The following is a 26,517-nucleotide window of genomic DNA, read 5'->3' as shown; positions in this document are numbered from 1 at the left end:
TCATTCTAATGGGAGATGTTGCAGCATGTCCCATTTTTTATTACCGCTAGCTTTTACTTGGTTATTGTTATTTCATATTTCCCATTTTTTTTATTTTTAGTTATTTTATAATTTACTTTGGTTGTTTGACTTATCATATTCAGTAGATAGTCTACCGATTTGTTTTTATACACTACACCAGTAAAATATTCGTGTTTCAAGGTTTCGGTTTCAAAAAACACATCAACATTGTACCAGCGGCTCATTTTAATTAAAATCTGTTCTAAGCTTTCACGTTCGAAATAAAACTTACCTTCTTTCCAGGCTGTGTAAACTTCTGTATCAACTTTAGAGATATCGATGCTAGCATCGAATTTTTGAATAACAGCACGTTGCCCAGGTTCTAATATATTACTTTTACTTGCTTTTAAGTCAGATTGCAACGCAATGCTTCCCTCTACTAAAGTGGATGAGAAATAACTATCGCCTTTATATGCTGAAACATTAAACTGTGTTCCTAATACAGTAATGTTGGCCGATTCGGTTTCCACAATAAAAGGTTTCGTACTTTTAGTGACTTTAAAATACGCCTCACCTTGTAACTTCACTGCACGTTGGTCTCCAACAAATCGTTCAGGAAACTCCAAAGAGGTCGCCGAATTTAACCATACTTTCGTTCCGTCGGGCAACTGAATTTGATACACTCCACCAACAGGAACATGTAATGTATTTATTTTAGGAGACGTGTTTAAAACTTCTGTAGATTCAGAAACATTATATACTAAGCCCTCGTTGGTAGTTTCAATTTTAGCCATGTCATCCTGAGCGATTAATGTGTTCTTATTCATTTCTAAATCGACCGTGCTTCCATCAGATAACACAAGTGTTGCTCTTTCATGCCCAATCACAATATCCTTAATGGCTTCTTCTGGATCAATGGCATTGTTATAAAATTGATTATAAACACCTGTACCCACAGCAACAAATAACACAAGAACAGCCGCATATTTTAAAACAGACACAACATTTAGCTTACGTACCTTCGGCTCATTTTCTCGAATATTATGTAAAAGCACCTTAACCGTTTCAGTTGTATTAGGTGTTTTTACACTGTAACTAATAGCATAATGTGTTTGCACGTAGTCCTTAAACACCTTTCTATTCGATTCAATTTTCAACCAGTCAGACAGTTGGCTTAACTCCTCTGCATTTGCCGAGCGAGATAAATACTTTATTAATATGTTTTCTATTTCTGGAGCCATTAACTCTAATTCATTTTTACTTATTACTTGATAATTTTCTACTACCCTTACTTTATTTCTACTTTTTTTACTTTATATTAATTTTTTTTTGACATTTGCGAAACATTTCCCATTTTTCGCGATACCTTTTTTGATGGCTTCTTCATATGAAAATAACGAATCACTAATACATCAACTCCAAATTGGAGATGAAGGCGCATTCACTTATCTTATAAACACTTACCACAAGCCCCTTTTTATTTACGCTTTAAACTTAAGCAAAGATGAAGCAACCGCCGAAGACATTGTTCAAAATACATTTTTAAAAACCTGGAAATACAGAAAAAAATTAAATCCAGAATTACAGATTAAAAATCTTCTTTACAAAAGTACTTTCAATAATTTTATTAGTCATTATCACAAAGAAAAATCATTACAATCCTTAGACGACACTTATATTGAAGCTGTAAATGAAACGATTGAGGACGATAATGCCGAAATTCTATCAAAAAAAATAGCATTAGTTACGAAAGGTATTGAACAATTGCCTGCGAAATGCAAAGAAATATTTTTACTTAGTAAAAAAGAAGGCTTAACCAACAATGAAATCGCCGAATATTTAAATATTTCTATAAAAACGGTAGAAGGGCAGATTACTAAAGCATACCGCATATTAAGAAGGTTGATAGGCAATCAACTTAATGAAGTTTTATTTCTTCTATTCGATTTAAACAAAAGGCATTCATAATATTAAATTCATTTTTAGAACAAGGTTACGTAATTATTAAATATTAAAATAGATTTAAAAAGTGAAGAAAATTCACTAAATTTAAGTCTATTATTTTTTAACATAAACCTTTCACTATGAAATATTTATTCTTGCTACTCCTTTGTGCTTCCCTAAGCACTTACGCTCAAAACGATTCATGGAAAAAATTAGCTGAAAAAACTGTTGCTTTTAAAAATGAAAAAGACAAAGTTACCTTAGTGGGCTCTGAACGAGACATTAATAAAGTTAAAGTAAAATGCACCCAAGGCACATTAGAATTAAAAAGCATTACCATCGTTATGGATAATGGAGAGAAAAAAGAATACGATGCCAAAGGCCTTGGTGTATTAACAAAAGGCATGTCTTCGGTACCGTATAATGTCCCTTCGAAAGGTGATAAAGTAAAGCATCTGGAATTAGAATACGATTCTAAAGGCGCCATGCTTGTAACCAAAAAAGCTAAGGTAGAAGTTTGGGGTAAAAAAGATAAAAAATAAATAAAAGAGCGGCGATTACTAATAATAGCCGCTCTTTTATTATGGTTTCAGTTTAAGCTTTTTTTTTAAAGATCACAAAAAAAAAGCACTTCTTCAAAATAAATCGCCTGCTTCCTTATCGTTCAATTAACACTAATCATATGAAAAAACACTTTTGCTTTGTTACGCTACTTTTGGTATTATTTTCAAATGCACAAACTAAAAACATAGATTCTACAGCTATATATATTATAGACAAAATGGCCGATATCCTTGGAAGCTTAGAATCGGTTGAATTCAACATAAACACCGCTACAGACAAACTTGACGACCAAGGAAATCTCAGTACTTTTTATGCAAAAAGCAGCATTGCTATGACAGGCCCTAACAAGTTTACCTCCACAACTAAAGGTGATGGCGGTAATTTTGGTTATTGGTATGACGGGGATTATGTTTCCTATTATTCCTTGGACGAAAACAATTATGTTACTCTGGAAGCTCCGGAAACCATTCTAACCATGATTGACTCTATGCACATGGCCTTCGATTTCAAGTTTCCTGCTGCCGACTTTTTTTATCCTTCCTTCACAGACGACCTCATAGAAAGTTTCGACACAATAAGCTACAAAGGACAACGCGATGTAAACGACGATAAGTGCTTTTACATAACAGCCTCGAATACAGAAAAACATGTCCAACTGTGGATTACTGCCAATGCGGTTATGTTACCCAAACGTATTGTTATAGTTTACAAAAACGAAAACAACTTGCAGTTTGAAACAACATTTAGCAACTGGGTTTTGAACCCGATTATCCCTGATGCTATTTACGACTTTACCCCACCACCACATGCTTCACTGATTAGTATTCTTTCTAAATCTTAATTCCTAACAACTATGAACCTCATATTTTCAAATATTAAATATATATCAGTTACCGTATTACTATTAATTTTCAGTTTAGGAGTTACAGAAAATCTGGAGGCACAGCGACTTAAACATCCTGTTTCTCGTGGCGGCAACTCCAGCATGGCACATAAACCCATAAACAGACCTACAAGCAGACCTGCCAGCAGGCCAGGCAACAACACTATAAACAGAGGAGGCTCTATTAATGGGGGACATAAAAAAGTGATTTCAAGAAATAATTTACCAAATAATAAAGCAACTGTTAACCGTAACAGACCTAACATTAACAACAATAACAAACAGGTTATTAACAGAAACAAGCCAACTATAAATAACAATAAAGGCAAACAAGTTATAAACCGTAGCAAAAATACATCGAACGTTAAAACCATTAATCGCAGACCAGGAAACACAGGGGGTGGCCACAACACCATTAACATTAACAACAGTCATAACAACATAAATATTAATGTTAATAACAGAAACCACAACCATAGACACACCTATGTAAGGCATAGCCATAGGCATTATGTGAGACCCCCATACATTTTCGGAGGATTTCGATTTTATTGCCACCGACCCTATTACTACCACCCTTATCGTCCATACTATTGGGGCCCATACTGGCATCCTTGGGGTTATTTTGTTAGAACACTTGCAACCACAGCCATTATAGTTGCCATTGTAGACGATAGTAATAATAAAGAAGAATACCATTACGATAACGGCACCTATTATTTAAAAACAGAAGATGGCTTTGAGGCTGTACAAGCCCCTATTGGTGCACAAGTACCATCCATACCTTCGGAAGCGGAAAAAGTAACGGTTAATGAAACCAATAACTATTATTACGGCGGTGCTTTTTACGAACAAAATGCCGATGGTTACATCGTGGTACCCGCTACAGCTGGCACTATTGTACCTAACCTTCCTGAAGGTGGCGAAGAAGTAAAAATTGGAGACCAGACTTTTGTTCAATTTGGAGAAACGTATTACCAACCTATTCAGGTAGATGGTAAAGACATGTATGAAATTGTAGATGTTCTTGAAGACGAATAAAAATACACCAACCACATAAATAATAGAGTCAATGTGAAAACAACAAAGTTATTTACCCTAACAGCACTAATATTCATTTTTAATGGTAACAACGCTAAAAAAGAACAGCAACAACCCAATTAAGAAACAACACCAATGGCTGCATCTAAAGAAGTAGAAGTACTAGTAAACCATTAAAAAAATGTATACTGGGGCGACCAGCACTTGCATACAGCCTAGTCTGCCGATGCAGGAGCCGTAGGTAAACCCTTAGATCCTGAAGGAGTTTTGCGTTTTGCACGAGGCGAAGAGGTTATTAGCGCCACATAACAAAAGAAATGCTGGAAAGGGAATATACCAGAAAAGCGCTCAAAAATGGTTAAAACATGAAGCTGATCTTGGAATTAATCCATTTAAATACGGATTTGCCAGTGGTACAGATTCACATACGTCGCTATCTACAGCCGAAGAAGACAATTACTGGGTAAATATGCTTCATCTGAACCTAGCCCTGAGCGTTGGGACGAAAAAGCATTAGATTTCCCATTAGGATTTGTACACTGATGGCAAATGGAAGCATCAGGTTACATTGGTGTTTGCGCTGAATCCAATACCAGAGCAGCGCTTTGGGATGCTATGAAACGTAAAGAAACCTACGCTACTACAGGTTCAAGAATGACCGTTCTTTTTTTTGGTGGGTTCAATTATGCAGCCTGCGATTTTAACGATCCTAATTATATTGTAAAAGGTTATAATAAAGGCGTACCTATGAGAGGCGATATTAGTAATGATCCAGAAGGTAAAGCGCCTACCTTTTTAATTAGCGCGCTTAAAGATCCTACTAGTGGCAATTTAGATCGTATTCAAGTGGTTAAAGGCTGATTAGATGCCGAAGGAAACACTCATGAAAAAATATTTAATGTGGTTTGGGGGCGACGCTGAAAAACGAAATTTAGATATCTGCGGTAAATTACCTCCAGTTGGCAATACTGTTGATGTTGCAACAGCAACTTGAACAAACACCATTGGAGACACTGAATTAAAAAACCTTTTGGAGCGACCTGGAATTCGATCCAAATCTTGAAGCATTTTACTATGTTCGAGTTTTAGAAATCCCTACCCCCAGATGGACAACATTCGATGCTATGAAATACAATTTAAAAATGACCGACGATGCACCAAGAACCTTACAAGAACGTGCTTACACATCACCTATCTGGTATAATTTAAATTAAAATAAATGAAAAAAAATTACTTACAGAGCCTTTATTACATTTTTTTGTATTGGGGGCTCTCATTTTTGTTATACATAATTCGGTAAATAAAAATACTGATGATGAAGAAATTATTGTTGATAATACCGACATAGAACATATGGCTGAACTTTGGTGTATGCAGTGAGAAAGAGCTCCAACCAAAGAAGAACTAGATGGACTCATTAACAAATACATTAATCAGGAAGTTCTATACTGTGAGGCGTTAAGAATGAATCTGGATCATAACCACGAAATAGTAAATCGCAGATTGGCGCAAAAAAAGGAATTTCTCGGTCAGGATTTAACTGGTCTTTTGGCTCCTGCTACCGAAGAAAATCTTATGGCGTATTTTGATAAAAATAAAGATACGTATGTTACCCCTTATAAATATAGCTTGTATCAAATTATTTTCACGCCAGATAATCACACCAATCTTACCGAGAGAGCTAAAACCCTGGCTCGTTGCCTTTTCATTTGGTCTTTTGCATGGATTTGGTTTCGCTGGAGCCTTAACCGAGGTAGGGCTTCCACAAAAGGAAATTCCATTAGCCTTAGCTTTTTTCAAGATAGGTATTGAACTTGGCCAAATCATACTTGTCGTTGCAGTATCAGCCACCCTTCATCTGTTGGCATTAAAAAACAACTGGTCTATTACCGCTAAAAAAGTTCCTACCTATGCCATTGGCTCGGTTGCAGCTTTTTGGACCAATTAGCGCGTTCTGGGTTTTTGGTATTGCTAGTAATAGAAATACTAAGGGTGTTTCGTAAAAGTATCTTTATGGCTTTTTTCTTTAATAATCTTGGCGGTTTTAGTAGATTTGAGCACTCTAAAAAATCAAACAACTCAACGTAACCAAATCAATTATTAACCCAATTAATTAAAGTTTTCCGATTAAAACATGAAATTAAAACATTTAGGGGCTTATGCCCTCCTGTCTGGTTTTTTAGCAGTATCATGCAAAACACCACAAACATCAAAATCTGATAGCCATACTAACACATTACATCCACCACTAATGGGTTGGGCATCCTGGAATAATTACAGAGTAAACATTAATGAAGATATCATTAAAGGTCAGGCTGATGCTTTAGTAAACCAAAAATTAAATGAGTATGGATATACTTACCTAAATATTGATGACGGTTATTTTGGTGGTAGAGATGAAAATGGAAAAATAATATCACACGAAACCCGTTTTCCGAAAGGCATGAAACATATGGCTGATTACATCCATGCCAAAGGATTAAAAGCGGGCATTTATTCAGATGCCGGCATAAATACTTGCGCCTCGTATTGGGACAAAGACACCATTGGTGTAGGCATGGGCCTATATGGACATGATAAACAAGATTTAACCTTGTTCTTAAAAGAATGGGATTTCGATTTTATTAAGGTTGATTGGTGCGGTGGCGAATGGCTTGGTTTAGATGAAGAAACTAGATACACCGAAATTGGAAAACTAGCGCGTCAATTAAAGCCTTCGGTTATATACAATGTTTGTCGTTGGCAATTCCCTGGGAAATGGGTTACTCAAATTGCTAATTCATGGCGGATAAACGGTGATCTAGCAGATACTTTTGAATCGGCCTTAAAAACCATTGATGCAAATGCCGATTTGTGGCCATACAGTTCTTACGGACATTATAATGATATGGATATGCTACAAGTTGGGCGTGGTATGACGTACGAAGAAGATAAAACGCAATTCTCTATGTGGTGCTTAATGCACTCGCCCCTGCTGTTAGGAAACGACTTAACAACATTAACGAAGGAGACCAAAGAGATCATTACTAATGAAGAATTAATTGCTCTTAACCAAAGTAAATATGTTTACCAAGCCAGAAGACTTGTAGACTACGGTGAATTGGAAGTTTGGGGTAAACCTGTTAATTCATCAATAAGTGGCATTGTTGCCGTGGCTCTATTAAATCGAACTGAAGAAACTCAAAACATTAAATTCGATTTAAAATCTGTTGGAATAGATGCTTCAAAAGGCTATGAAACCAAAGATTTATGGAGTAAAGAAACAACACCAACATCAAATAGTAGCGAAATAACTAAATCTGTTCCTGCACATGGCGTTGTTGTTTTAAAAATTACAGGAACCTCAATCCCTTACAACGTATTTCAATACAAAGACAAGAAATAGAGCTTTAAACATTCAATAAATAGAAAAGGCTTGGTATAATCCAAGCCTTTTCTATTTACAATATCTTAAAATTAATTACATGTAACCACGACTTTTACAGACTGACCGCTATCGGCCTGCACTTCAAAAGCTTTAGGTAACTCATCCAATGGAAAATGATGTGTAATAATTGGAGTTACATCTACTTTTCCTGTTTCTACCAACGAAATAGCTTCTAAGAAATCTTCATCAGTATAAAATAATGACCCTTGTACATTTAATCGTTTATATACAACCGAATTAGGATTCATAGTTGTTTCTTTGCTATAAATGGCTAGAACCGTCATTTTCCCATCTGGCGCTAATAAATCTAAACATTGCGTAAATAAGGCACTAACTCCTGTACACTCAAACACCGTAGTTAAATTTGGTAACATTCCTGAATAATCGAGTGCATTTACCTCGCCGTATTGTTTAACAATAAAATCTTTTAAATCGCCATCAGTAGATGGATTAAAGGTATATTTTGCGCCTAATGTCTTTGCCAACTCTAAGCGTTTTTCACTAATATCAGTCGCTATAATATTTTCAATACCTTTACTTTTTAAAGCTGCAATGGTTACCAAACCAATGGTTCCACAACCAGAAACCAATACATTGTCTGCTGCCGACATATCCGTTTTATTAATGGCGGCTAAACCAACCGTTAAAGGCTCCAATAAAGCACCTTTATCGGTTGTTATACTTTCAGGAATTTTAAGTATGTTTTTTCCCAACTGAGCATTAACTATTCTAACCTGATTAGCAAAGCCTCCAGGACTCAATCCTAAACCAACCCCATTATACATAGGATTAACCACTACGCGGTCGCCAACTTTCAAGTCTTTAACCTCTGCCCCTACTTCCACCAATTCACCACAAAACTCATGTCCTAAAACTGAACCAGAAGGCACTAAACCTTCGTGGTAAATATGTAAATCTGTTCCACAAATACCAGTGGCCTCAACATTTAGTATAACACTATCATTTGTTATTGTTGGTTGCTCTCTTTCTTCTACTCGTATATCATGGATACCCTGAAATACTCCTGATGTATTTTTTCCTTTCATAATCTTTATAATATTAAATTTCTAACTAGGAATTTTCCTTAAAAAACGCCTATTCTAATATTCACAAAATTAATCATTTAACAAAAAAACAAAGAATAAAATCAGTAATTAACAACAGATTAAGATAAAAATAAGAAATCATTAATAAATCTTTATCGAATTACATATGATGCTCACCATGGTGGTCATTTGCTTTGTGCTCACCAGATTGATTCATTTGCATGTCGTGATCGTACTGGCAACATCCTGGCAACTTGTTATAAGCATCTAAATTACCTGCAACATTTTCCGTATCATACCCAGAATTAGCAATAGCCTGCTCTACTTTTAAAGCGCTAGTTTTTGCTTTATCTAAAGTAACGTCAATTGTCTTTTTATTAACATCCCAAACTGCTTGAGTTACACCGTCAACACTATTTGCTGCAGTTTCAATAGTTTTTTTACACATACTGCAGTTGCCACGTACACCAAAAGACGTTTCAATCATACCAACTTCATTAGATATTTCTGTTTGCGTTGCATCTTCAGCTTTTTTAGCTTCATTTTTACAGCTAAACAATCCGATTGCTGCAATAACAGCTACACTTAAAATTACTTTTTTCATCATTTTTTAATTTAAATTATTTACTCTATTATTTGTTTTACTTCTCCACAGGTTAGCATTGATGCACCGAAATAGGGATTCAGCACCTTATCTTCATTACTCAACCAATAAGCTCCTTTATTATTATTTGCCATTGGACAATATTCTAAATACACTTTTTCATTAATCCCAAAAGTCTGTACCGCACTAATAAATGCATTGGAAACGATTTCAAAATGTTTTCTTTGTACTTCTATATCCGAAGCTTTATGAATTAGTGTCGCATTCGATTTAATTAACTCTAAATAAGTCATCCAGCGTTCGTGTGCCACATCGTCTTCTAAAAGTTTCATATCAACTTTACCTAAAACATTCCCTAAATCCAAGGCATTGTTAGCTGCTGCCTTTGCATTATCATTTACAAATGCATCTTTTAATATAATATACTGGTCATAAAGTTCCTTTAATTGCTTTTGAAACTCGGCAGACACCTTTAACCTTGTGGTTTCATTTTCAGTATCCAAGGTTTGTTCTTCTACCGGTTTATTCATCATCGATTTTTTACCTTGCAACTGTGCAGCTGCATCTACAGTAAATGTGCCGTTAGTTACAATTTCATCGCCATAACTCAATCCGTCCAATACTTCATAAAACTCCCCTAATCGATTCCCTAAACGAATTTCTTTCATTTGGAATACAGGCTGATCAGAACTTGCTTTAACATAAACTACAGAACGTTTACCTGTCCATAAAACTGCACTTGATGGAACCGTTAACAACTCACTAGATTTATGACCTAAATCATGTACCTCAGCTTCTACAAACATACCCGGTTTAAATTCACCCGAAGCATTATTTAAAACAACCCTTAAAGAAACCGTTCTGGTTTTAGCACTCAAAACAGGATCGATAAAATCGACTTTACCTTTAAATTCCTTTCCCGGATACGCTTTGGCAGTTACACTGATTTCCTGACCTTTCTTAAACTGAGGTATCTGATTTTCATAAACATCAAAATTTGCCCATACCGTCCCTAAATTTGCTATTTTTAAAAGCGGTTGTCCTTGCTTAATATAATCACCTTGTTCAACTAATTTTTCGGCAACTGTTCCAGACACAGTAGCAAATACCGGAAAGTTTTCTTTAATCTTACCCGTAGTTTCTATTTGATTAATTTGTTTATCACTCAGCTTCCATAGTTTCAATTTATTTCGAACGGCATTATATAAATCAGGTTGAGATGCTTTTAAAGATGCAGCTGTTAATAACTCTTGCTGTGCCGCATATAATTCTGGCGAATACACTGTAGCTAATAACTGCCCTTTGTGAACTGCTTCTCCTGTATAACTAATTTTCAACGCTTCTAAACGCCCGGAAAAATAACTGACTTGCACCGCATTTGCGCTTTCGTTTTCAACGATTTTACCTGACAACTTAATACTATGATTGTCATTTTCTCCTTTATTGAGAACAGTTGTTTGAATATTAGCCAATGCCATGGCATTTTCAGTTAATTTAAACTGATCGGCAGTTAACCCATCAGCTCCTGCCTCGGCTGGAATTAAATCCATACCACATATGGGACAATCGCCTGGTTCGGGTTGCATGATTTGCGGATGCATAGAACAGGTCCATATTTGACTGCTTTGTGAAGCTTCGTTATGATTATGTTCTGCATCAGTTGTAGATGAACCACCAAATATTAACCAACCCAAAAATAGTCCAGCCAGTAATAAAACACTGTAAATGATATATTTTTTCATTATTATTTATTTTTCTTTTTAATTAATTTTCTAACAGTCATAGAGGATGTGAACCACAATAAAAATCCACTCAAAACAGTTAACAACCCCATTAGAGAAAAAACACGTAACACTACTGTGTTGAAATTATCCCGACCTTCGTAATCCATAGTATGGGTCATCCATAAAAAGTCAAACCACCTCCAAGCTCTATGCCTAACGGTTTGAAATCTACCATCTTTGGTAGACACATATGCTTTTAAAGCCTCATCTGACTCAAAAGAAATGACATAAGCAGGCAACAACCTGTCTCTATATTCATGATGTTTACTGGTCTCGGTAATTTCCTCAATAGTCGTAATTTTCAACCCAGACTTTAAATGCTTATTAGCAATAATCCTCGCTTCTTCTTCCGTAATCTTCTTTTTTAAATGTCCGTTTACAGCATTAAATAATGTATTATGATTTACCCAATAGTAAGGCTCATTATTAATCTCTCTTAATTCAACAGCATGAATTTCAGATACACCTTCGATATCGGTAGGACTCATTAATCCATCAAAGGATTTACTTTTAAAATCCAGGTTTTTAAACTGGTCACCGTGAATATCATCAATATTGGTCCAACTAAAATACAAACCACTCAGTGTCCAGAATAAGAACTGAATCCCTATAAACAAACCAAGATACCGATGCGTTTTTCTAATTTTAAGAGCTGTCTGTCTTTTTACCATTTTTAAATTTTAATGTTCTTTAAACGTAATGCGTTAGTTATCACAGAAACCGAACTAAAGCTCATTGCTAAAGCCGCAATCATAGGCGATAATAAAATTCCAAAAAACGGAAATAAAACGCCTGCAGCAATGGGCACACCAATCGTGTTATAAATCATAGCAAAAAACAAATTTTGCTTAATATTTTTCATAACAGCATAACTTAAGTGTCGTGCTTTTACAATACCCTGTAAATCCCCTTTTACCAATGTAATCATGGCACTTTCGATGGCTACATCGGTTCCGGTTCCCATAGCAATACCAACATCGCTTTTTGCTAAAGCCGGGGCATCATTAATACCGTCGCCAGCCACCGCTACAATGCGTCCTTCGGCCTGCAATTTTTCTACTTCTTTTAACTTATCCTGAGGCAACATACCAGCTTTAAATTTGGACAGTTGTAATTCATCTGCCACAGCCTTAGCTGTATCATGATTATCTCCGGTTAACATAAAAACGTCAATTCCTTTACTTTGCAATTCTGAAATAGCATTTTTACTCGTGCTTTTAATCTGGTCGCCTATCACTACATATCCTGCTACAGTATTATCGATAGCGATAAAGGATACTGTTTTTCCCTTCTTCTGATATACTTTAACTTCCTCCTTTATGTCATTTGTTAAATTCGCATGGGCATGTGCCATCATTTTCGCATTTCCAATAGCCACGTTTATAGCTTCAACTTTGGCTTCTACACCCTTTCCTGTTATGGCATTAAATCCCTGAGTTTTTAATAATTCTATATTTTTCTCTTTGCCATAATTCACAATAGCCTTTGCTAACGGATGTTCACTATTTGTATTAGTTGACAACATATATTGCAACAGTTTATGTTCACTTATTTGCTCACCAAAAACACCAACGGATTCAACACTGGGTTTACCTTCGGTAATGGTTCCCGTTTTATCAATAATTAGGGTATTGACTTTATTCATTTTTTCTAAAGCCTCAGCATTTTTTATAAGAACACCATTTTGGGCACCACGACCTACACCAACCATAACCGACATTGGAGTTGCCAAACCTAATGCACAAGGACAGGCAATAATTAGTACCGCAATGGCATTAACCAAAGCATACACATAAGCTGGCTCGGGGCCCCATATGGCCCAAATAATAAACGTGACAACCGATACTAGGACCACAATAGGCACGAAATAAGCAGATACTCTATCTGCTAATTTTTGAATTGGCGCACGACTTCTACTAGCATTATTAACCATGTTTATAATTTGAGACAACAAGGTTTCGCTTCCAACTTTTTGAGCTTTCATTAAAAACGACTGATTACCATTAATGGTCCCGCTGCTTACATTATCGCCTTCTTTTTTATCTACTGGAACGGGTTCGCCTGTTATCATGGATTCATCAATACTGGAATATCCCTCTGTTAAAACACCATCTACAGGTATTTTCTCTCCTGGTTTTACCTTTATAATATCCCCAACCTTAATAGCATCAATGCCCACTTCAACCTCTTCACCATTTTCTATTCTTATTGCTTTATTAGGCGCTAACTTTAAAAGGGCTTTCACAGCGGAATTTGTTTTTCTATGCGCCCTTGCTTCCAGAAGTTGTCCTAAAAGTACGAGCGTTAAAATAACTGTAGCCGCTTCAAAATACACGTGAACGGCACCTGATTCTGTTTTAAATTGTTCGGGAAACAAATCTGGAAATACCATCCCAAAAACACTAAAACACCAAGCTACTCCAGCACCAATACCAATAAGAGTGAACATGTTAAGGTTCCTTGTTTTTATACTTTTATATGCACGTTCAAAAAACATCCAGGCTGTATAAAATACCACAGGAATCGACAACCCAAACTGAACTATATTCCAGTATTTTTGTTCCATGATTATATACAACGGATTATGGGAAATCATCTCACTCATGGCAATTAAAAATATCGGTAACGTAAACACCACCGCTATCCAAAATTTCTTTAAAAGGTTTTTGTAAGTTTTCTCTTCTGCAGAAATTTCAACATTCACAGGTACTAAATCCATTCCACAAATTGGACAAGCACCCGATTCGTCCTTAATAATTTCGGGATGCATTGGGCACGTCCATTGCTCTGATGCAGAAGTTGATAAATTTTGTTCTTCTACTAAATCCATTCCACATACGGGACAATCACCGGGCTTATCATAAGTTTTATCGCCTTCACAATGCATGGGGCAATAATAAACTCCGGTTCCATGACCTGAAGTTTTGGTCTCTTTTTTTGACTTGTGGTGATGTTCTTTATCGTTTAAATTATGTATACTGTACCTATCGCCATGTGAGCTTAATGCATCCTGAAACGTTTCCAATGGAATATGCGAAGCCATTTCTATAGTGGCCTGTGCCGCTGTTAAATCAACAGTCACGTTCGTTACATTGTCCACCTTAGAAAGTGTGTCCTCAACGTGATTTTTACAACCGTTGCAACTCATGCCGTGTATGTGATATGTATGTTTCATAATTTTTAGTTGTTAAAATTTACCATTGCAAAATTACCTTACTTTAAAAAGTTGGTTTTTTCTAATTATGGTTAATTTTTATACAATTTGGTCTATCGATTTTCTTTCTGCTTCATGCAGATTCTTATAATCGGACATTGACATCCCGGTAACACTTTTAAACTGTTTCGCTAAATGACTACTATTTTTATAATTCAGACTATACGCTATTTGCGAAAAATTAAGTTGCTGTAATTGAATATACTCTTTAACTTTTTCTATCTTTAAGTGAATGAGATACTTTTCGAGTGTAATCCCTTCCGACTTACTGAACATTTTACTTAAATACGCATAATTTTTACCCATTTTTTTAGCGACTTCAGAAAGAATAACATCGGTTTCCCCTTTTTCAACCTCCTTGATTAACTCAATCTTTATTTGTTCTACAATAGCGTCTTCAGAATCTTGTATGAGTTCAAAACCCAATTCATTTAATGCCTTCTCTAATTTGTTGTAATCATTATTTTCATTTTCAACAACAACAACTTTTCCCAACTCTATCGAATGGATTTCAATGCCTTCAGTTTTTAACAATTGTGAAACGGTTAAATTACAGCGATTACAAACCATATTTTTAATTAATAAAGTTCGTAACATAACTACTTAATTAAATAATTAATAATCGCTGACTGCATATAATAGCCTCTTACTGCTTCAATTTGATTCATATGAAATTTAAGCTGTAACTCCTGAATATCCAGAACATCGTTAAAATTTATAGTTCCTGTTTCATAACTTTTAATTAAAATATTCTCTGCATCCTTCGCCTGTTTTAAGTTTTTAGTTTGCGTATTATAACTTATTCTGGCCGAAGCTCGCTCATTTATCGCTTTATCTAATGTTGTTTCTAAAGTATTTATACGTTCTTGTTTTTGATATTCAATCTCCTTTTGCTGCAGTTGATTCTGCTTGGTTTGGGATTTAAACTTGTTATTAAAAATAGGAATGCTAACCGAAATCATTGGCATTATGATATCTTTTCCGTTATCTGAAAAACTCATATCCGGACGTTTTTCAACATTGATATAATCTAAACCAAAACCAATCATCGGACTGCTTTCTTTTTGATTTAATAACTCCGATTGTTCTACAGATTGAAACAACTTATCGTACTTTACCAATTCGGGGTGTAAGGCTAAACTTGTTGATGACACCTCAAAATCCTCTGAAGGCATTTCTAAAATACTGACCGCAACTTCGGTTTCTTTATCTCTATTTAAGAGCTTATTCAATTTGGTTTGTTCTGCCTGATATTGCTGAAACAATATCGCTTTAAGTTGCTGCAAATCATTTTGTCGCATTTGTAATCGCAAAACACTTACCGCAGACGCTTTACCGACCTCAACCGAGGTTAAAGCCATTGTTTCATACGTTTTTAACAGATTGATTTGCTCAGTTAAAACTTTCTGTTTCGCCTGAATAGCATACAAATCGTAGTAAGATTGCGATACCGATGCTATAAGCTTACGTTTGGCGATTACCAAATCCTGATATTTGGCATCGGCCATGGCGGCAGTATAATTTTCACGCGCCGAAATATTACCAAACCATGGCAACATTTGTTTCGCAGAAACTTTAAATTTCTGAGGTCCGGTGCGGGTTTCAGGTTCACTAACAAAATACCCAACACCAAATTCGGTATTCGGGATGGTATTAACTTCATTAGTCTTTTCTGAAGCAATTTGATATTGCACATCAAACTTTTGCAATTCCGGACTGTGTTGTAAAGCTTCTTCTATTAGAACATTTAATTCTTGCGCTTCTACTGTACAAACCAAGAATAAAGAACCAAGAATAAAGACTGTTTTTATATTGTATATGATATTTTTCATTCTTAATTTTTAATTTTTAGTTGTTCACTTTTAAGTCTCATTTCAGCTTTCCAACTGTATAACACCGGCACTACAAACAACGTAATTAAAGCAATTAACATACCTCCAAAACTTGGAATTGCCATAGGAATCATAATATCACTACCACGTCCTGTAGATGTTAACACAGGTAAAAGTGCAAGTATGGTTGTTGCTGTGGTCATTAAACAGGGTCTGATGCGTTTTTCACCAGCTTCAACTACCGAGGCTCGGATGTCTTTTTTATTATCTGGTGAATTTCTTTCGAAGGTTTGTGTTAAATACGTAGCCATTACAACGCCATCATCGGTGGCAATACCGAAAAGGGCAATAAACCCAACCCAAACCGCTACACTTAAATTAATAGGATGCATTTGAAATAAATCGCGAAGATTTTCTCCAAATAAGGAAATGTTTAAAAACCATCCTTGACCGTACAGCCAAATCATAATAAATCCTCCTGCAAAGGCAACGGCGATACCCGAGAACACCATTAACGAAGTGCCTACCGATCGGAATTGAAAATAGAGAATTAAAAATATTATCATTAACGCCAAAGGCACTACCACAGATAATGTTTTCTCCGCTCTCAACTGATTTTCGTAGCTTCCAGTAAACTGATAACTAATGCCCTTAGGTACTGTTATTTCACCAGCGTCGATTTTATCCTGAATTATTTTTTGAGCATTTTCCACCACATTAACCTCTGCAAAACCATCCAGTTTGTCGAACAATACGTAACCTACCAAAAAGGTGTCCTCACTTTTGATGACCTGAGGCCCTTGTTCGTAACGAATAGTTGCCAATTGACTTAGCGGTATGGGGCTTACATTTTCAACTGGAATATACACCTGTTCCAAGTCGGTAGGATTGGCGCGTAATTCGCGTGGGTAACGCACCCGAACGCCATAACGCTCACGCCCTTCAATGGTTTGAGTTAACACCATTCCGCCAACGGCTACTTTCAATACATTCTGCACCTGTTCTATCGTAACCCCGTAACGCGCCAGATTATCACGATTAATATCTATTAACAAATAAGGTTTACCTACAATTCTATCGGCAAATACAGCTTCTTGTTTCACGCCTTCGGCTTGTTTTAAAACCTCCTCCAATTGAACCCCGAAAGCTTCAATTTGTTTCAAATCCTGCCCTTTAACTTTAATCCCCATCGGTGCTCGCATACCGGTTTGCAGCATAACCAATCGGGTTTCAATGGGTTGTAGTTTTGGAGCTGACGTTACCCCTGGCAATTTGGTTGCTTTTACGATTTCATTCCAAATATCATCAGGCGATTGAATTTCAGAACGCCAATTACGGAAGAATTCACCGTCGTCATCTGGGATAAGCTGTGTTTTAAAGTTAATATTTGGCCAATTATCTCGTTGATCTAAACTTAAAACTGCTCCGCTTTTTAAAACATAATTTCCAGCTTCATCTACTTTAAAACGTTGGCGCATACCTTGTGCATTCAGCATATACTCTGGCTTATACTGAATGATATTTTCGTACATAGATAACGGTGCTGGGTCTAAAGCCGATTCGGTTCGTCCCGCCTTACCAACAACGGTTTCAATTTCAGGAATGTTGGCCACAGCCATATCTAATTGCTGAAGCACGCGTTTGTTTTCTTCAACTCCAGAGTGTGGCATTGAGGTTGGCATGAGCAGAAAAGAGCCTTCATTTAAAGACGGCATAAACTCCTTTCCTGTATTTGTCATGATGAAAAAACCTGCTATAACAATAGCTGTTGGAAGTGATAGGAAAAGTATCTTATGATTTAAACACCATCTTAATATTCTGGTATAATACATTCGAAATAGCGCAAAAACGCCCAATAATCCAAAACAAATAACCCCTACAAAAATAAGATTCCAAAATATACTCTTATCAACACCTAATGGACGCCAGTATTCAGCCAATAGAAAAACAATAACTACGGCGGTAATAATAATTTTAATAACATTTATGGTAAGTCTAAATTTAGTGTTGAAAATTGTAAATTGTATGGCTTCCTTTTTAAACCATAAATGCGAGATATTAACTCCAGCAAAACCAATTAATACAAATCCTAACCAAAAACCTTCAACAATAGCAATACCACCTATTATTATTAGGCAAACATTAAGAGCATAATTAAACTTTGTTTTAAAATCCTTCTTTTTAAAGATAAATGCCGCAAATGGCGGAATTAAAAACAATGCTACAATAATAGAAGCCGTAAGTGCAAAAGTTTTAGTAAACGCCAGTGGTCTAAACAGTTTGCCTTCAGCACCTATCATAGTAAACACCGGAATAAAACTGATTATGGTGGTCATAACGGCTGTAACAATAGCTCCTGAAACTTCGGCTGTTGCATTATAAACCACAGTATTTATAGCTAAACTTCCATCATTTTCGTCTAGATGCCGAATAATATTTTCTGAAAGAATAACGCCCACATCCACCATGGTACCAATAGCAATCGCAATTCCCGAAAGCGCAACGATATTAGCATCGACATCAAAAAATTTCATGGCTATAAACACCATAAGCACAGCTACTGGTAATAATCCAGAAATAAGCACAGACGCCCTGAGGTTAAACACCATAACCACAATTACTAAAACGGTAATGAGTATTTCCAGTGTTAAAGCCTCATTAAGTGTTCCTAAAGTTTCTTGAATAAGTTCAGAGCGATCATAAAACGGAACAATAGTTACCTGTGATAAACGACCATCGCTCAATTCTTTTGATGGCAACCCGGAGCTTAACTCATTAATTTTATCCTTTACATGGTTTATTACTTCCATAGGATTGGCACCATATCGAGCTACCACAACACCCCCCACAACCTCAGCACCTTCTTTATCTAAAATACCACGCCTGGCTGCTGGTCCTAAATTAACCTTAGCTATATCCTTAATTTTTATTGCTGTAAAATCTTTTGAAGTAACTACTGCTTCCTCAATATCCGCAATGGATTTTATATACCCCAAACCACGCACCAAATATTCCGCCTGATTAATTTCCAAGGTCTGTGCACCAATATCGGTATTACTTTCTTTTACTGCCTTTACAACTTGCTGCAATCCTATCCCATACTGGCGCATTAGTTCTGGATTAACATCCACCTGATATTCCTGAACATATCCCCCGATTGAAGACACTTCTGAAACACCATTAGCTGAAGACAAAGCATACTTTACATAATAGTCTTGAATGCTTCGTAATTCCTGTAAATCCCATCCTCCAGTTACATTACCTTCCTGATCACGACCTTCGAGGGTATACCAAAAAATTTGCCCAAGCCCCGTAGCATCAGGTCCCAGTGCAGGACTTACCCCCTCGGGCAACAAACCTCCGGGCAGTGCGTTTAATTTTTCAAGTATTCGACTTCTGCTCCAATAAAACTCAATATCTTCTTCAAAAATGATATAAATACTAGAAAAACCAAACATCGAGGAGCTTCGTATGGTTTTAACACCTGGAATACCTAATAAAGATGTTGTTAAAGGATAAGTGATCTGATCTTCGATATCCTGTGGCGATCGGCCGTCCCATTTGGTAAAAACAATTTGTTGATTTTCACCAATATCAGGAATTGCATCAACGGCTACAGGATTGCTTGGCAAGATCCCCGTATTCCAGTTAAAAGGTGCATTAACAGTTCCCCAGCCTATAAATAGAACCAGTAAAAGAATAGCCACCAGCTTGTTTTCTATTAAAAATTTGATGCCTTTATTGAGCATATTTTTAAAATTTTAGTAATTAAAATATTGAATACAACACTTTAGAACTTTTTAGATAGTTCCAAAAACAATAAGGTCGGCACGCAATAAACACTGCATGTCAACATATTACTAAAATCAAATTAAGTAGGTCTCGTCTAGCTTGAAGATTTGCCTTGTGACCAGTGGTGGTTTATAAGCTTCGGCAGTAACCACATTACTTTCTGAACTTTCAAACAGATGAACTAATGTGTAAACAAAAGATGAGATAAACAGCTGTTGATTAAATGATAATTTTTGAAAAGACTGTTGAAGTTCATCTTGTCCTTCAATTACAAGTTGCTTATCATCGCAACATCCCTTTTTTGTTAACGAGCAAGTATTTGTAGCTGGCATTTCCATTGCCATGCCGCATCCTTCTGCTTTATGAAATACCGCCATTTCAACTAAAGTATCTCCACAAAAATGCATATCAACCGTAAACGACATTGTAGTAAATAACACTACAAATGCCATAGAAATTGCTATTATTTTGTGAAATACTTTGTTCATCTTGATTACAAAGTTACAATTTTTTAATTATGCGCATTTTGTTTAACATAAATTTAGTTTAATCGGACTAACAGTTTGATTAATTTTCAAATACAGCAAAGCAACTATTTGGTGTCTGCAAACGCATTAAAAATTCAATTTTATATTTCTTAAAACTGGATCTCCATGGTAAACAATAAATCTCAATGCTAAATCAAACCTACAACACTGTATTTTAACAGTTTACTTAATTAAAATCAACTATATTTAGAGTTAAGCATTATTATTCAGTAAATTCTATAGATATGATTAAGAAAGCACTCCTGGCGGAATTTCAGCACGAAGCTGAAAACACTAAAAAATTATTATCCATGATTCCCAACGATGCGCTCAGTTATCGACCGCAACCTCATCTTTGGTCTGTTGGTGAATTTGCGGCTCATATTGCTGAAATATACAATTGGTACCAGGTTACCTTTAATAAAGATAGTTTTGAAATGAGTACTTACACTTATGATAAAGGAGATATAAGTAAAACAACCAACATTTTAAAAAAATTAGAGAATAACATCAAAATAGCACAACAAGCAATTGAAAATTTTAATGAATCTGAATACATGAACGATTGGTCCATGACTATAAACGGCGTAAACAGCTTCCCGCCTATGCCAAAAGCACAAGTTATTAGAGGGTTTTTATTTAACCATTTATACCATCATCGTGGCGAACTTATTGCGCATTTAAGAGCTACCGGAAACCAGGTACCTTCGCTTTACGGACCAAATTATGAAGAGTCGCAAGCCATAATGTAACACAATCAGAAAATCAGGCATCTTACTTTGTAAAATGCCTGATTTCTAATTTTTAATTTGCTACTCAAGCAAACGCTTTTGTTTGTTAGACTTTATAACGCCTTTTACTAATGTGAACAACTGTGTTTTTAAAACGTTATATGCGTTTAAAAAGGTTTCCACTTTAGCGATTAGTTCACGATGTTCACCTCTATAGGCTTCTTCCTTTTCATATTCATCAAGACCATCTACCATAACTTCTAAACCATTATCATGGTTTTTAACTTCGTTTAATAAATTTGAAGTGGCTTGTTGGATTTCAGTCATTTCATTGGTTACTTTTTTACTTTCCTGAAAGTGTTCAGAATCTATAAGCTGAAGGGTGTATGATTTAATTAAATCATTAAAAAACATTTGTTCATCTTTAATAAATTCCAATTCAGATAACCACTTTTGAGTATCCCGATGCATGTTTTCTGAGCTTAACCACATACGATACTCTTTAATTTCTTGTGTTTTCATTTTAATCTGGTTTTATTATATTCAATCGATTTTCAAAAACTCATTATCATGGTTTTAAGGTTCTTATCTGTTGTAATAAAATCAACAAAGGTTAAATATTATAATACTCATTATCATACAGTTCAGGAATGATAACATTCCAACCATAAGTAGTATTTATTTTTAATCTTAATGTATCCAGAGCTGTAGGCTCTCCATGAACTAAATAAACCCTTTCCGGGATATTTTTAATATTACTCATCCAATCTATTAACTCCAATTGGTCTGCATGTGCCGATAGACTTTGAATACTCTTTATTTTTGCTTTAACAGGGTAATATTTTCCGTAAAAACGAATTTCGTGAGTGCCTTCTTTAAGCAATCGTCCTCGTGTACCTTCGGCCTGAAACCCAGTTAACAAAACAGTTGTGGTCGGATCACCTACAAGTTGCTGTAAATAAGTTAAAACCCGCCCTCCTGTAACCATGCCACTACCTGCAATAATAATTTTAGATCGACGATCATCTATAGTTTCCCAGGTTTCCCTAAAAGTTTGTACAATGTTAACATGATTGCACATGGCATCATATTCGGCATCTGATAATTTGTGCCAAGAACTATAATGTTTAAATACCTTTAAAACATTATTCCCCATGGGGCTATCGATAAAAATCGGGATATTAGGAATCTTACCCTTCTTGTAAAGCTTCCAAAGTAAAAAAACAAGTGTTTGTAAGCGCTCTACGGCAAAACTTGGAATAATTAAATTTCCTTGGTTTCTAACAGTTTCATGAATAAGTTCGGTAAGCGTTTCTTCTAAATTTTCATTTGGGTGCAAGCCATCTCCATAGGTGCTTTCAACAAATAAAACATCGGCCCATTCAGGCTTTTTCGGACTTGCCAGTAAATAATCATTAATACGCCCAACGTCTCCTGAAAACACAAACCGTTTTCCATGGATATCTATCTCGACAAATGTCGAGCCTAATATATGTCCGTTTGTTTGAAAGCGATAGGAAATATATTCTGAAAGGCGTATCCATTTATCTGGGACTTCTACTTGAAATTTGTTTAGAGTTCGTTCTACATCTAATTTATCATAAAGAGGTAATGCGGGCTTGTGTTTGGAATAATTTTCGGTATTTGCCCTCTCAGCTTCCTCTTCCTGAATCTTGGCACTTTCGAGTAAAATTATTTCGGCAATAGACAAAGTTGGCGCTGTACCCAATATACTTCCATTAAAACCTTGCCTTAACAATCGTGGTAAATAGCCAACATGATCTAGATGTCCGTGCGTTAATAAAACAACATCTATCTGACTTACGTCGATTGGTAAATTATTCCAGTTTTGTAACCTCAACGCCTTTACTCCCTGAAACATACCACAATCTACAAGTATATTTTTCTCGGAAGTTTCAATAAGAATTTTCGAACCTGTTACGGTACCAGCTGCACCTAAAAATGTTATTTTAACAGCATTAATCATAACCTTACGATTTACACAACATGCCTACCTCGTGTAGAATTTTCTTTTTTCGGTTTTCTGAAACACCTAAATGATCTAAATAAAACGCATCATCTATTAATTCTCGACACAATACAACATCTCTACTTAATAAAAACTGTTTTTCTCTGTTAGAGAGTAATGTAGAAACCGTAATTGGATACAATCTCAATCGGTCAATGCAATCTTTTAAACCATCATTTTTCGGATAATCCCAACTTAATAAATACAGATTCACACAATTTCCAAACGTTAGAGCATCCTCAGAAAAACGTGTATTTGTTACTACCCAGCCTTCTGTTAAAAATTTATCCTGATACTGGCTAAATTTCCAATTCGACCTTATATCATTATAGCGTGAATTGATATAAAGAGGCACTTTAACATTGCATTTTAGTGTTTTCTCACTATGAAATTTACATTCCACTATAGTAACCTTATTTTCCTTTATTGCGACAACATCCACTTCATGAGAAATACATGTACCCTGAAGTATTCTATCTACTTCGGTTTGATAACCTGAATACTTTAAGACAGCACTTATAAAACGTTCAAAAGGAAAACCGGTAGGTCCTAGTTCATAAATTGCTTTTTTCAGTTTATATTTTGATGCCAAATAACTTTTCTCTTTTTTTAGCAAAGCATAGGCTCTGTTGTAAATTTCTTTTGTTGATATATTGTCGTAAAGCTCATCAACAACCTTTGAAACAATTTCTTCAACGGTATTTTGTGCTGCACCACTACGAATTAAAGATTTCTTCAATTTGTCTAAAGAAAACTTTACTTTTTCTCCGGAGTATTTTATAACATCAACATCAGCTTTCATGACTTTGACATAAGTTTAATCTACTAAATTTACGAAATACACCTACCTAATAAAATGATAATTATCAGGTATTTAAAAAATCTAAAAAAACACCATAAACAAAAAAAGGATCCTGAAAAACAGAATCCTTTATCTTAAATGAAACACTATTAAATATTCATACTGAAGAACCTCAACAGAAACTAGTCTTCTATAATGCTTATGGCATAACCACCTCCTTCTACACTAACCTGTGATAGTTTAGATTGACTATTAACCTTCATTTTTTTAATGGTGTATGCCTGCGGGTTGGTTTTATAATTGGCATCTTTAGCATCGGCATAAATAGTCGCGATATACTTTTTACCTTTTTCTAGGAAATCGAATGAAATTTCAGATTTTCGAGCATCTTTTCCGTTTACATGACCTACAAACCAATTGTTTGAATGTTTATCTTTTCTTGCAATGGTAATATAACTTCCGGGCTCTGCTTCTAAATACACACTCTTTTCCCAATCTACAGGAACATCCTTTATAAATTGAAACGCATCTAAAAATCGGTTGTAGTTTTCAGGTAAATCGGCTGCCATTTGTAACGGACTATACATCGTAACGTAAAGTGCTAACTGATTTGCTATTGTACTATTAACATGCGAATTATTATCTGGGTTTAATTTACTAATATCCATTTCGAAAACGCCCGGTGTATAATCCATCGGACCACCCAACAACCTTGTAAAAGGCAATATGGTTACATGATTAGGTTTAGAGCCTCCAAATGCCTGAAATTCGGTACCACGAGCAGATTCGTTACCTATTAAATTAGGGTATGTTCTGGCAATTCCTGTTGGTCTTACTGCTTCGTGAGCGTTTACCATAATTTCGTAATCGGCAGCTTTTTGAACCGCATATAAATAATGATTATTTACCCACTGACTATAATGAAATTCTCCTCGCGGCAAAATATTACCTACATAACCACTTTTTACAGCATCGTAACCATGATCCTTCATAAACTGATAAGCTTTATCCATGTGGCGCTCATAGTTTCTTGTAGACCCCGACGTCTCATGGTGCATTATCATTTTAACACCTTTCGACTTGGCGTAGTTTTCAATGTCTTCCACATCGAAATCTGGGTACGGCGTTACAAAATCGAATACATAATCTTTCGATTGACCGAACCAATCTTCCCAACCTTCGTTCCAACCTTCAACTAAAACAGCATCGAAACCATGTTTGGCGGCAAAATCGATATATTCTTTAACATGAGCTGTATTGGCAGCATGTTTTCCGTTAGGTTTTACGTCTTCGAAATCGGTTACTCCTAATTGTACCGAAGGTAAATCGTCGGTGTAAGCCCAAGAGCTTTTTCCTGTAATCATTTCCCACCAAACGCCAATATATTTTACAGGTTTTATCCAAGAAGTATCTTCAATAACGCAGGGTTCGTTTAAGTTATAAGTTATTCGTGAAGCCAGAATATCTCTAGCATCGTCACTAACCATAACAGTACGCCAAGGTGTTACGCATGGTGCCTGCATATGCCCTTTATTTCCTTGAGCATCTGGGGTTAACCAAGATTCAAAAACCATATTTTCATCATCTAAATTAAGATGCATACACGCATAATTAATTAACGCAGCTTCATGAATATTGATGTATAAATTATCTGCAGTTTTCATCATTAAAGCGGTTTGAACACCTGTTTTAGAAAACTGTCTTTGCGATGCATTTGGCGTTACTGCTGAATCGAATAAACCACTAATTTCCGATAATTTAGATTCGGTATAATCGTATTCCTGAGAATCGTAATCGCCCGGAATCCAAAATGCGGTATGATCTCCTGTAAGCGCAAACTGTGTATTTTCTTCTTCTATTACAAAATAAACAAGGTTTGGTTGTTCAGGAAATTCGTAACGAAAACCAACCCCTTCGTTATACACGCGAAAACGAATGTTCATGATACGTTCTGTAGCCTTTTGTTCTAAATTAACAAGCAGCTCGTTGTAGTTATTTCTAATGTCACTTTCTTCTCCCCAAACTGGTTTCCATGTTTCGTCGAACGAAGTTTCTTCGCTACCAGTTTCTATAAACCCCTGTTTTAAGTTATCGGCATTTTTAAGCGTTAAACCTAGCTTACTGGTTTTTATAATCGATTTACTTTTATAATTAATTTTATAAGTAGGCTCTCCGTTACTACTCAAAGAAAACTCCAGAGATATATTACCATTCGGTGAAGTTATTTGCTGTGCATTTACCCCAAGGATACTTAAAAAGGCAAATAGCAAAATATACATTTTCGATGTCATAAAGCG

Annotated in this window: 26 protein-coding genes; 11 read left to right on the top strand and 15 right to left on the bottom strand. The window is 35.6% G+C overall.

The window, feature by feature from the left end:
• Positions 1–53: 53 nt before the first annotated feature.
• Positions 54–1,241, bottom strand: coding sequence for a FecR family protein (locus tag ICJ83_RS15030; RefSeq protein WP_188231225.1), 1,188 nt, complete (start codon positions 1,239–1,241; stop codon positions 54–56).
• 133 nt (positions 1,242–1,374) lie between these two features.
• Between ICJ83_RS15030 and ICJ83_RS15025 the strand changes: the two genes are divergently transcribed.
• The 6 genes from ICJ83_RS15025 (at position 1,375) to ICJ83_RS17065 (ending at position 5,293) form a co-directional block, all read left to right on the top strand.
• Positions 1,375–1,968: an RNA polymerase sigma factor gene (locus tag ICJ83_RS15025; RefSeq protein ID WP_223154803.1), complete on the top strand. Its 594-nt coding sequence runs from the start codon at positions 1,375–1,377 to the stop codon at positions 1,966–1,968.
• A gap of 116 nt (positions 1,969–2,084) precedes the next feature.
• On the top strand, positions 2,085–2,486 hold the full coding sequence (locus ICJ83_RS15020) for a DUF2541 domain-containing protein (RefSeq protein WP_188231224.1): 402 nt from the start codon (positions 2,085–2,087) through the stop codon (positions 2,484–2,486).
• 140 nt (positions 2,487–2,626) lie between these two features.
• Positions 2,627–3,349 carry a DUF2092 domain-containing protein gene (locus ICJ83_RS15015; protein ID WP_188231223.1) on the top strand — a complete coding sequence of 241 codons (723 nt, stop codon included), beginning with the start codon at positions 2,627–2,629 and terminating at the stop codon, positions 3,347–3,349.
• Positions 3,350–3,361: 12 nt separating this feature from the next.
• A complete protein-coding gene (locus tag ICJ83_RS15010; RefSeq protein WP_188231222.1) occupies positions 3,362–4,432 on the top strand; it encodes a DUF6515 family protein in 1,071 nt (356 codons plus the stop codon).
• Positions 4,433–4,706: 274 nt separating this feature from the next.
• A complete protein-coding gene (locus ICJ83_RS17070; RefSeq protein ID WP_188231221.1) occupies positions 4,707–4,949 on the top strand; it encodes a DUF3604 domain-containing protein in 243 nt (80 codons plus the stop codon).
• Between the two features lie 32 nt (positions 4,950–4,981).
• Positions 4,982–5,293, top strand: coding sequence for a DUF3604 domain-containing protein (locus ICJ83_RS17065; protein WP_188231220.1), 312 nt, complete (start codon positions 4,982–4,984; stop codon positions 5,291–5,293).
• Here the strand turns inward: ICJ83_RS17065 and ICJ83_RS17005 are convergent, their stop codons facing one another.
• The gene (locus ICJ83_RS17005) at positions 5,294–5,500 is read right to left on the bottom strand and encodes a hypothetical protein (RefSeq protein ID WP_223154802.1); all 207 of its coding nucleotides are present in this window, start codon (positions 5,498–5,500) and stop codon (positions 5,294–5,296) included.
• On the opposite strand from ICJ83_RS17005, the gene ICJ83_RS17000 reads away from it, so the two are divergent.
• The 4 genes from ICJ83_RS17000 (at position 5,473) to ICJ83_RS14985 (ending at position 7,817) form a co-directional block, all read left to right on the top strand.
• On the top strand, positions 5,473–5,646 hold the full coding sequence (locus tag ICJ83_RS17000; RefSeq protein ID WP_223154806.1) for a DUF3604 domain-containing protein: 174 nt from the start codon (positions 5,473–5,475) through the stop codon (positions 5,644–5,646). The two genes, ICJ83_RS17005 and ICJ83_RS17000, sit on opposite strands and share 28 nt — an antisense overlap.
• Before the next feature lie 250 nt (positions 5,647–5,896).
• Positions 5,897–6,244, top strand: coding sequence for a peptidyl-prolyl cis-trans isomerase (locus ICJ83_RS16995; protein WP_223154807.1), 348 nt, complete (start codon positions 5,897–5,899; stop codon positions 6,242–6,244).
• Entirely contained in the window at positions 6,150–6,380 is a 231-nt protein-coding gene (locus ICJ83_RS17145) for a HupE/UreJ family protein (protein ID WP_223154805.1), read from the top strand. Before ICJ83_RS16995 ends, ICJ83_RS17145 begins: the two co-directional genes overlap by 95 nt.
• Positions 6,381–6,566: 186 nt before the next feature.
• A complete protein-coding gene (locus tag ICJ83_RS14985) occupies positions 6,567–7,817 on the top strand; it encodes a glycoside hydrolase family 27 protein (RefSeq protein WP_188231218.1) in 1,251 nt (416 codons plus the stop codon).
• 71 nt (positions 7,818–7,888) lie between these two features.
• Here ICJ83_RS14985 and ICJ83_RS14980 read toward each other — a convergent pair whose 3' ends face one another.
• The 9 genes from ICJ83_RS14980 to ICJ83_RS14940 all read right to left on the bottom strand — a co-directional run bounded on the left by ICJ83_RS14980 (position 7,889) and on the right by ICJ83_RS14940 (position 20,619).
• Complete coding sequence (locus tag ICJ83_RS14980; RefSeq protein ID WP_188231217.1) at positions 7,889–8,905, bottom strand: zinc-dependent alcohol dehydrogenase; 1,017 nt, start codon at positions 8,903–8,905, stop codon at positions 7,889–7,891.
• Positions 8,906–9,065: 160 nt separating this feature from the next.
• Positions 9,066–9,509, bottom strand: coding sequence for a heavy-metal-associated domain-containing protein (locus tag ICJ83_RS14975; protein ID WP_188231244.1), 444 nt, complete (start codon positions 9,507–9,509; stop codon positions 9,066–9,068).
• 20 nt (positions 9,510–9,529) lie between these two features.
• A complete protein-coding gene (locus tag ICJ83_RS14970; RefSeq protein WP_188231216.1) occupies positions 9,530–11,251 on the bottom strand; it encodes an efflux RND transporter periplasmic adaptor subunit in 1,722 nt (573 codons plus the stop codon).
• 2 nt (positions 11,252–11,253) lie between these two features.
• Positions 11,254–11,964: a PepSY domain-containing protein gene (locus ICJ83_RS14965; protein WP_188231215.1), complete on the bottom strand. Its 711-nt coding sequence runs from the start codon at positions 11,962–11,964 to the stop codon at positions 11,254–11,256.
• Between the two features lie 2 nt (positions 11,965–11,966).
• Complete coding sequence (locus ICJ83_RS14960) at positions 11,967–14,468, bottom strand: heavy metal translocating P-type ATPase (protein ID WP_188231214.1); 2,502 nt, start codon at positions 14,466–14,468, stop codon at positions 11,967–11,969.
• Between the two features lie 78 nt (positions 14,469–14,546).
• Positions 14,547–15,104 carry a helix-turn-helix domain-containing protein gene (locus ICJ83_RS14955; RefSeq protein WP_188231213.1) on the bottom strand — a complete coding sequence of 186 codons (558 nt, stop codon included), beginning with the start codon at positions 15,102–15,104 and terminating at the stop codon, positions 14,547–14,549.
• Between the two features lie 2 nt (positions 15,105–15,106).
• Entirely contained in the window at positions 15,107–16,339 is a 1,233-nt protein-coding gene (locus tag ICJ83_RS14950) for a TolC family protein (protein WP_188231212.1), read from the bottom strand.
• 2 nt (positions 16,340–16,341) lie between these two features.
• Complete coding sequence (locus ICJ83_RS14945; RefSeq protein WP_188231211.1) at positions 16,342–20,088, bottom strand: efflux RND transporter permease subunit; 3,747 nt, start codon at positions 20,086–20,088, stop codon at positions 16,342–16,344.
• Positions 20,089–20,205: 117 nt separating this feature from the next.
• Positions 20,206–20,619 carry an HYC_CC_PP family protein gene (locus ICJ83_RS14940; RefSeq protein ID WP_449369429.1) on the bottom strand — a complete coding sequence of 138 codons (414 nt, stop codon included), beginning with the start codon at positions 20,617–20,619 and terminating at the stop codon, positions 20,206–20,208.
• 284 nt (positions 20,620–20,903) lie between these two features.
• On the opposite strand from ICJ83_RS14940, the gene ICJ83_RS14935 reads away from it, so the two are divergent.
• Positions 20,904–21,410, top strand: a complete 507-nt coding sequence (locus tag ICJ83_RS14935) for a DinB family protein (RefSeq protein ID WP_188231209.1) — start codon at positions 20,904–20,906, stop codon at positions 21,408–21,410.
• A 60-nt stretch (positions 21,411–21,470) separates the two neighbouring features.
• On the opposite strand, the gene ICJ83_RS14930 is transcribed toward ICJ83_RS14935, so the two are convergent.
• The 4 genes from ICJ83_RS14930 to ICJ83_RS14915 form a co-directional block, all read right to left on the bottom strand.
• On the bottom strand, positions 21,471–21,911 hold the full coding sequence (locus ICJ83_RS14930) for a hypothetical protein (protein ID WP_188231208.1): 441 nt from the start codon (positions 21,909–21,911) through the stop codon (positions 21,471–21,473).
• Positions 21,912–22,002: 91 nt separating this feature from the next.
• Positions 22,003–23,376 (bottom strand): MBL fold metallo-hydrolase RNA specificity domain-containing protein, encoded by a 1,374-nt coding sequence (locus tag ICJ83_RS14925; RefSeq protein ID WP_188231207.1) that lies wholly within the window; start codon positions 23,374–23,376, stop codon positions 22,003–22,005.
• A gap of 4 nt (positions 23,377–23,380) precedes the next feature.
• Positions 23,381–24,220 (bottom strand): ATP cone domain-containing protein, encoded by an 840-nt coding sequence (locus ICJ83_RS14920; protein ID WP_188231206.1) that lies wholly within the window; start codon positions 24,218–24,220, stop codon positions 23,381–23,383.
• A gap of 182 nt (positions 24,221–24,402) precedes the next feature.
• On the bottom strand, positions 24,403–26,511 hold the full coding sequence (locus ICJ83_RS14915; RefSeq protein ID WP_188231205.1) for a glycoside hydrolase family 97 protein: 2,109 nt from the start codon (positions 26,509–26,511) through the stop codon (positions 24,403–24,405).
• Positions 26,512–26,517 lie beyond the last annotated feature (6 nt).

This window comes from Aestuariibaculum sediminum (genome assembly GCF_014596945.1).
GTDB classification, from domain to species: Bacteria; Bacteroidota; Bacteroidia; order Flavobacteriales; family Flavobacteriaceae; genus Aestuariibaculum; species Aestuariibaculum sediminum.
The sequence above is the reverse complement of the archived record's forward strand: the minus strand, read 5'-3'. Positions and strand labels throughout refer to the sequence as shown.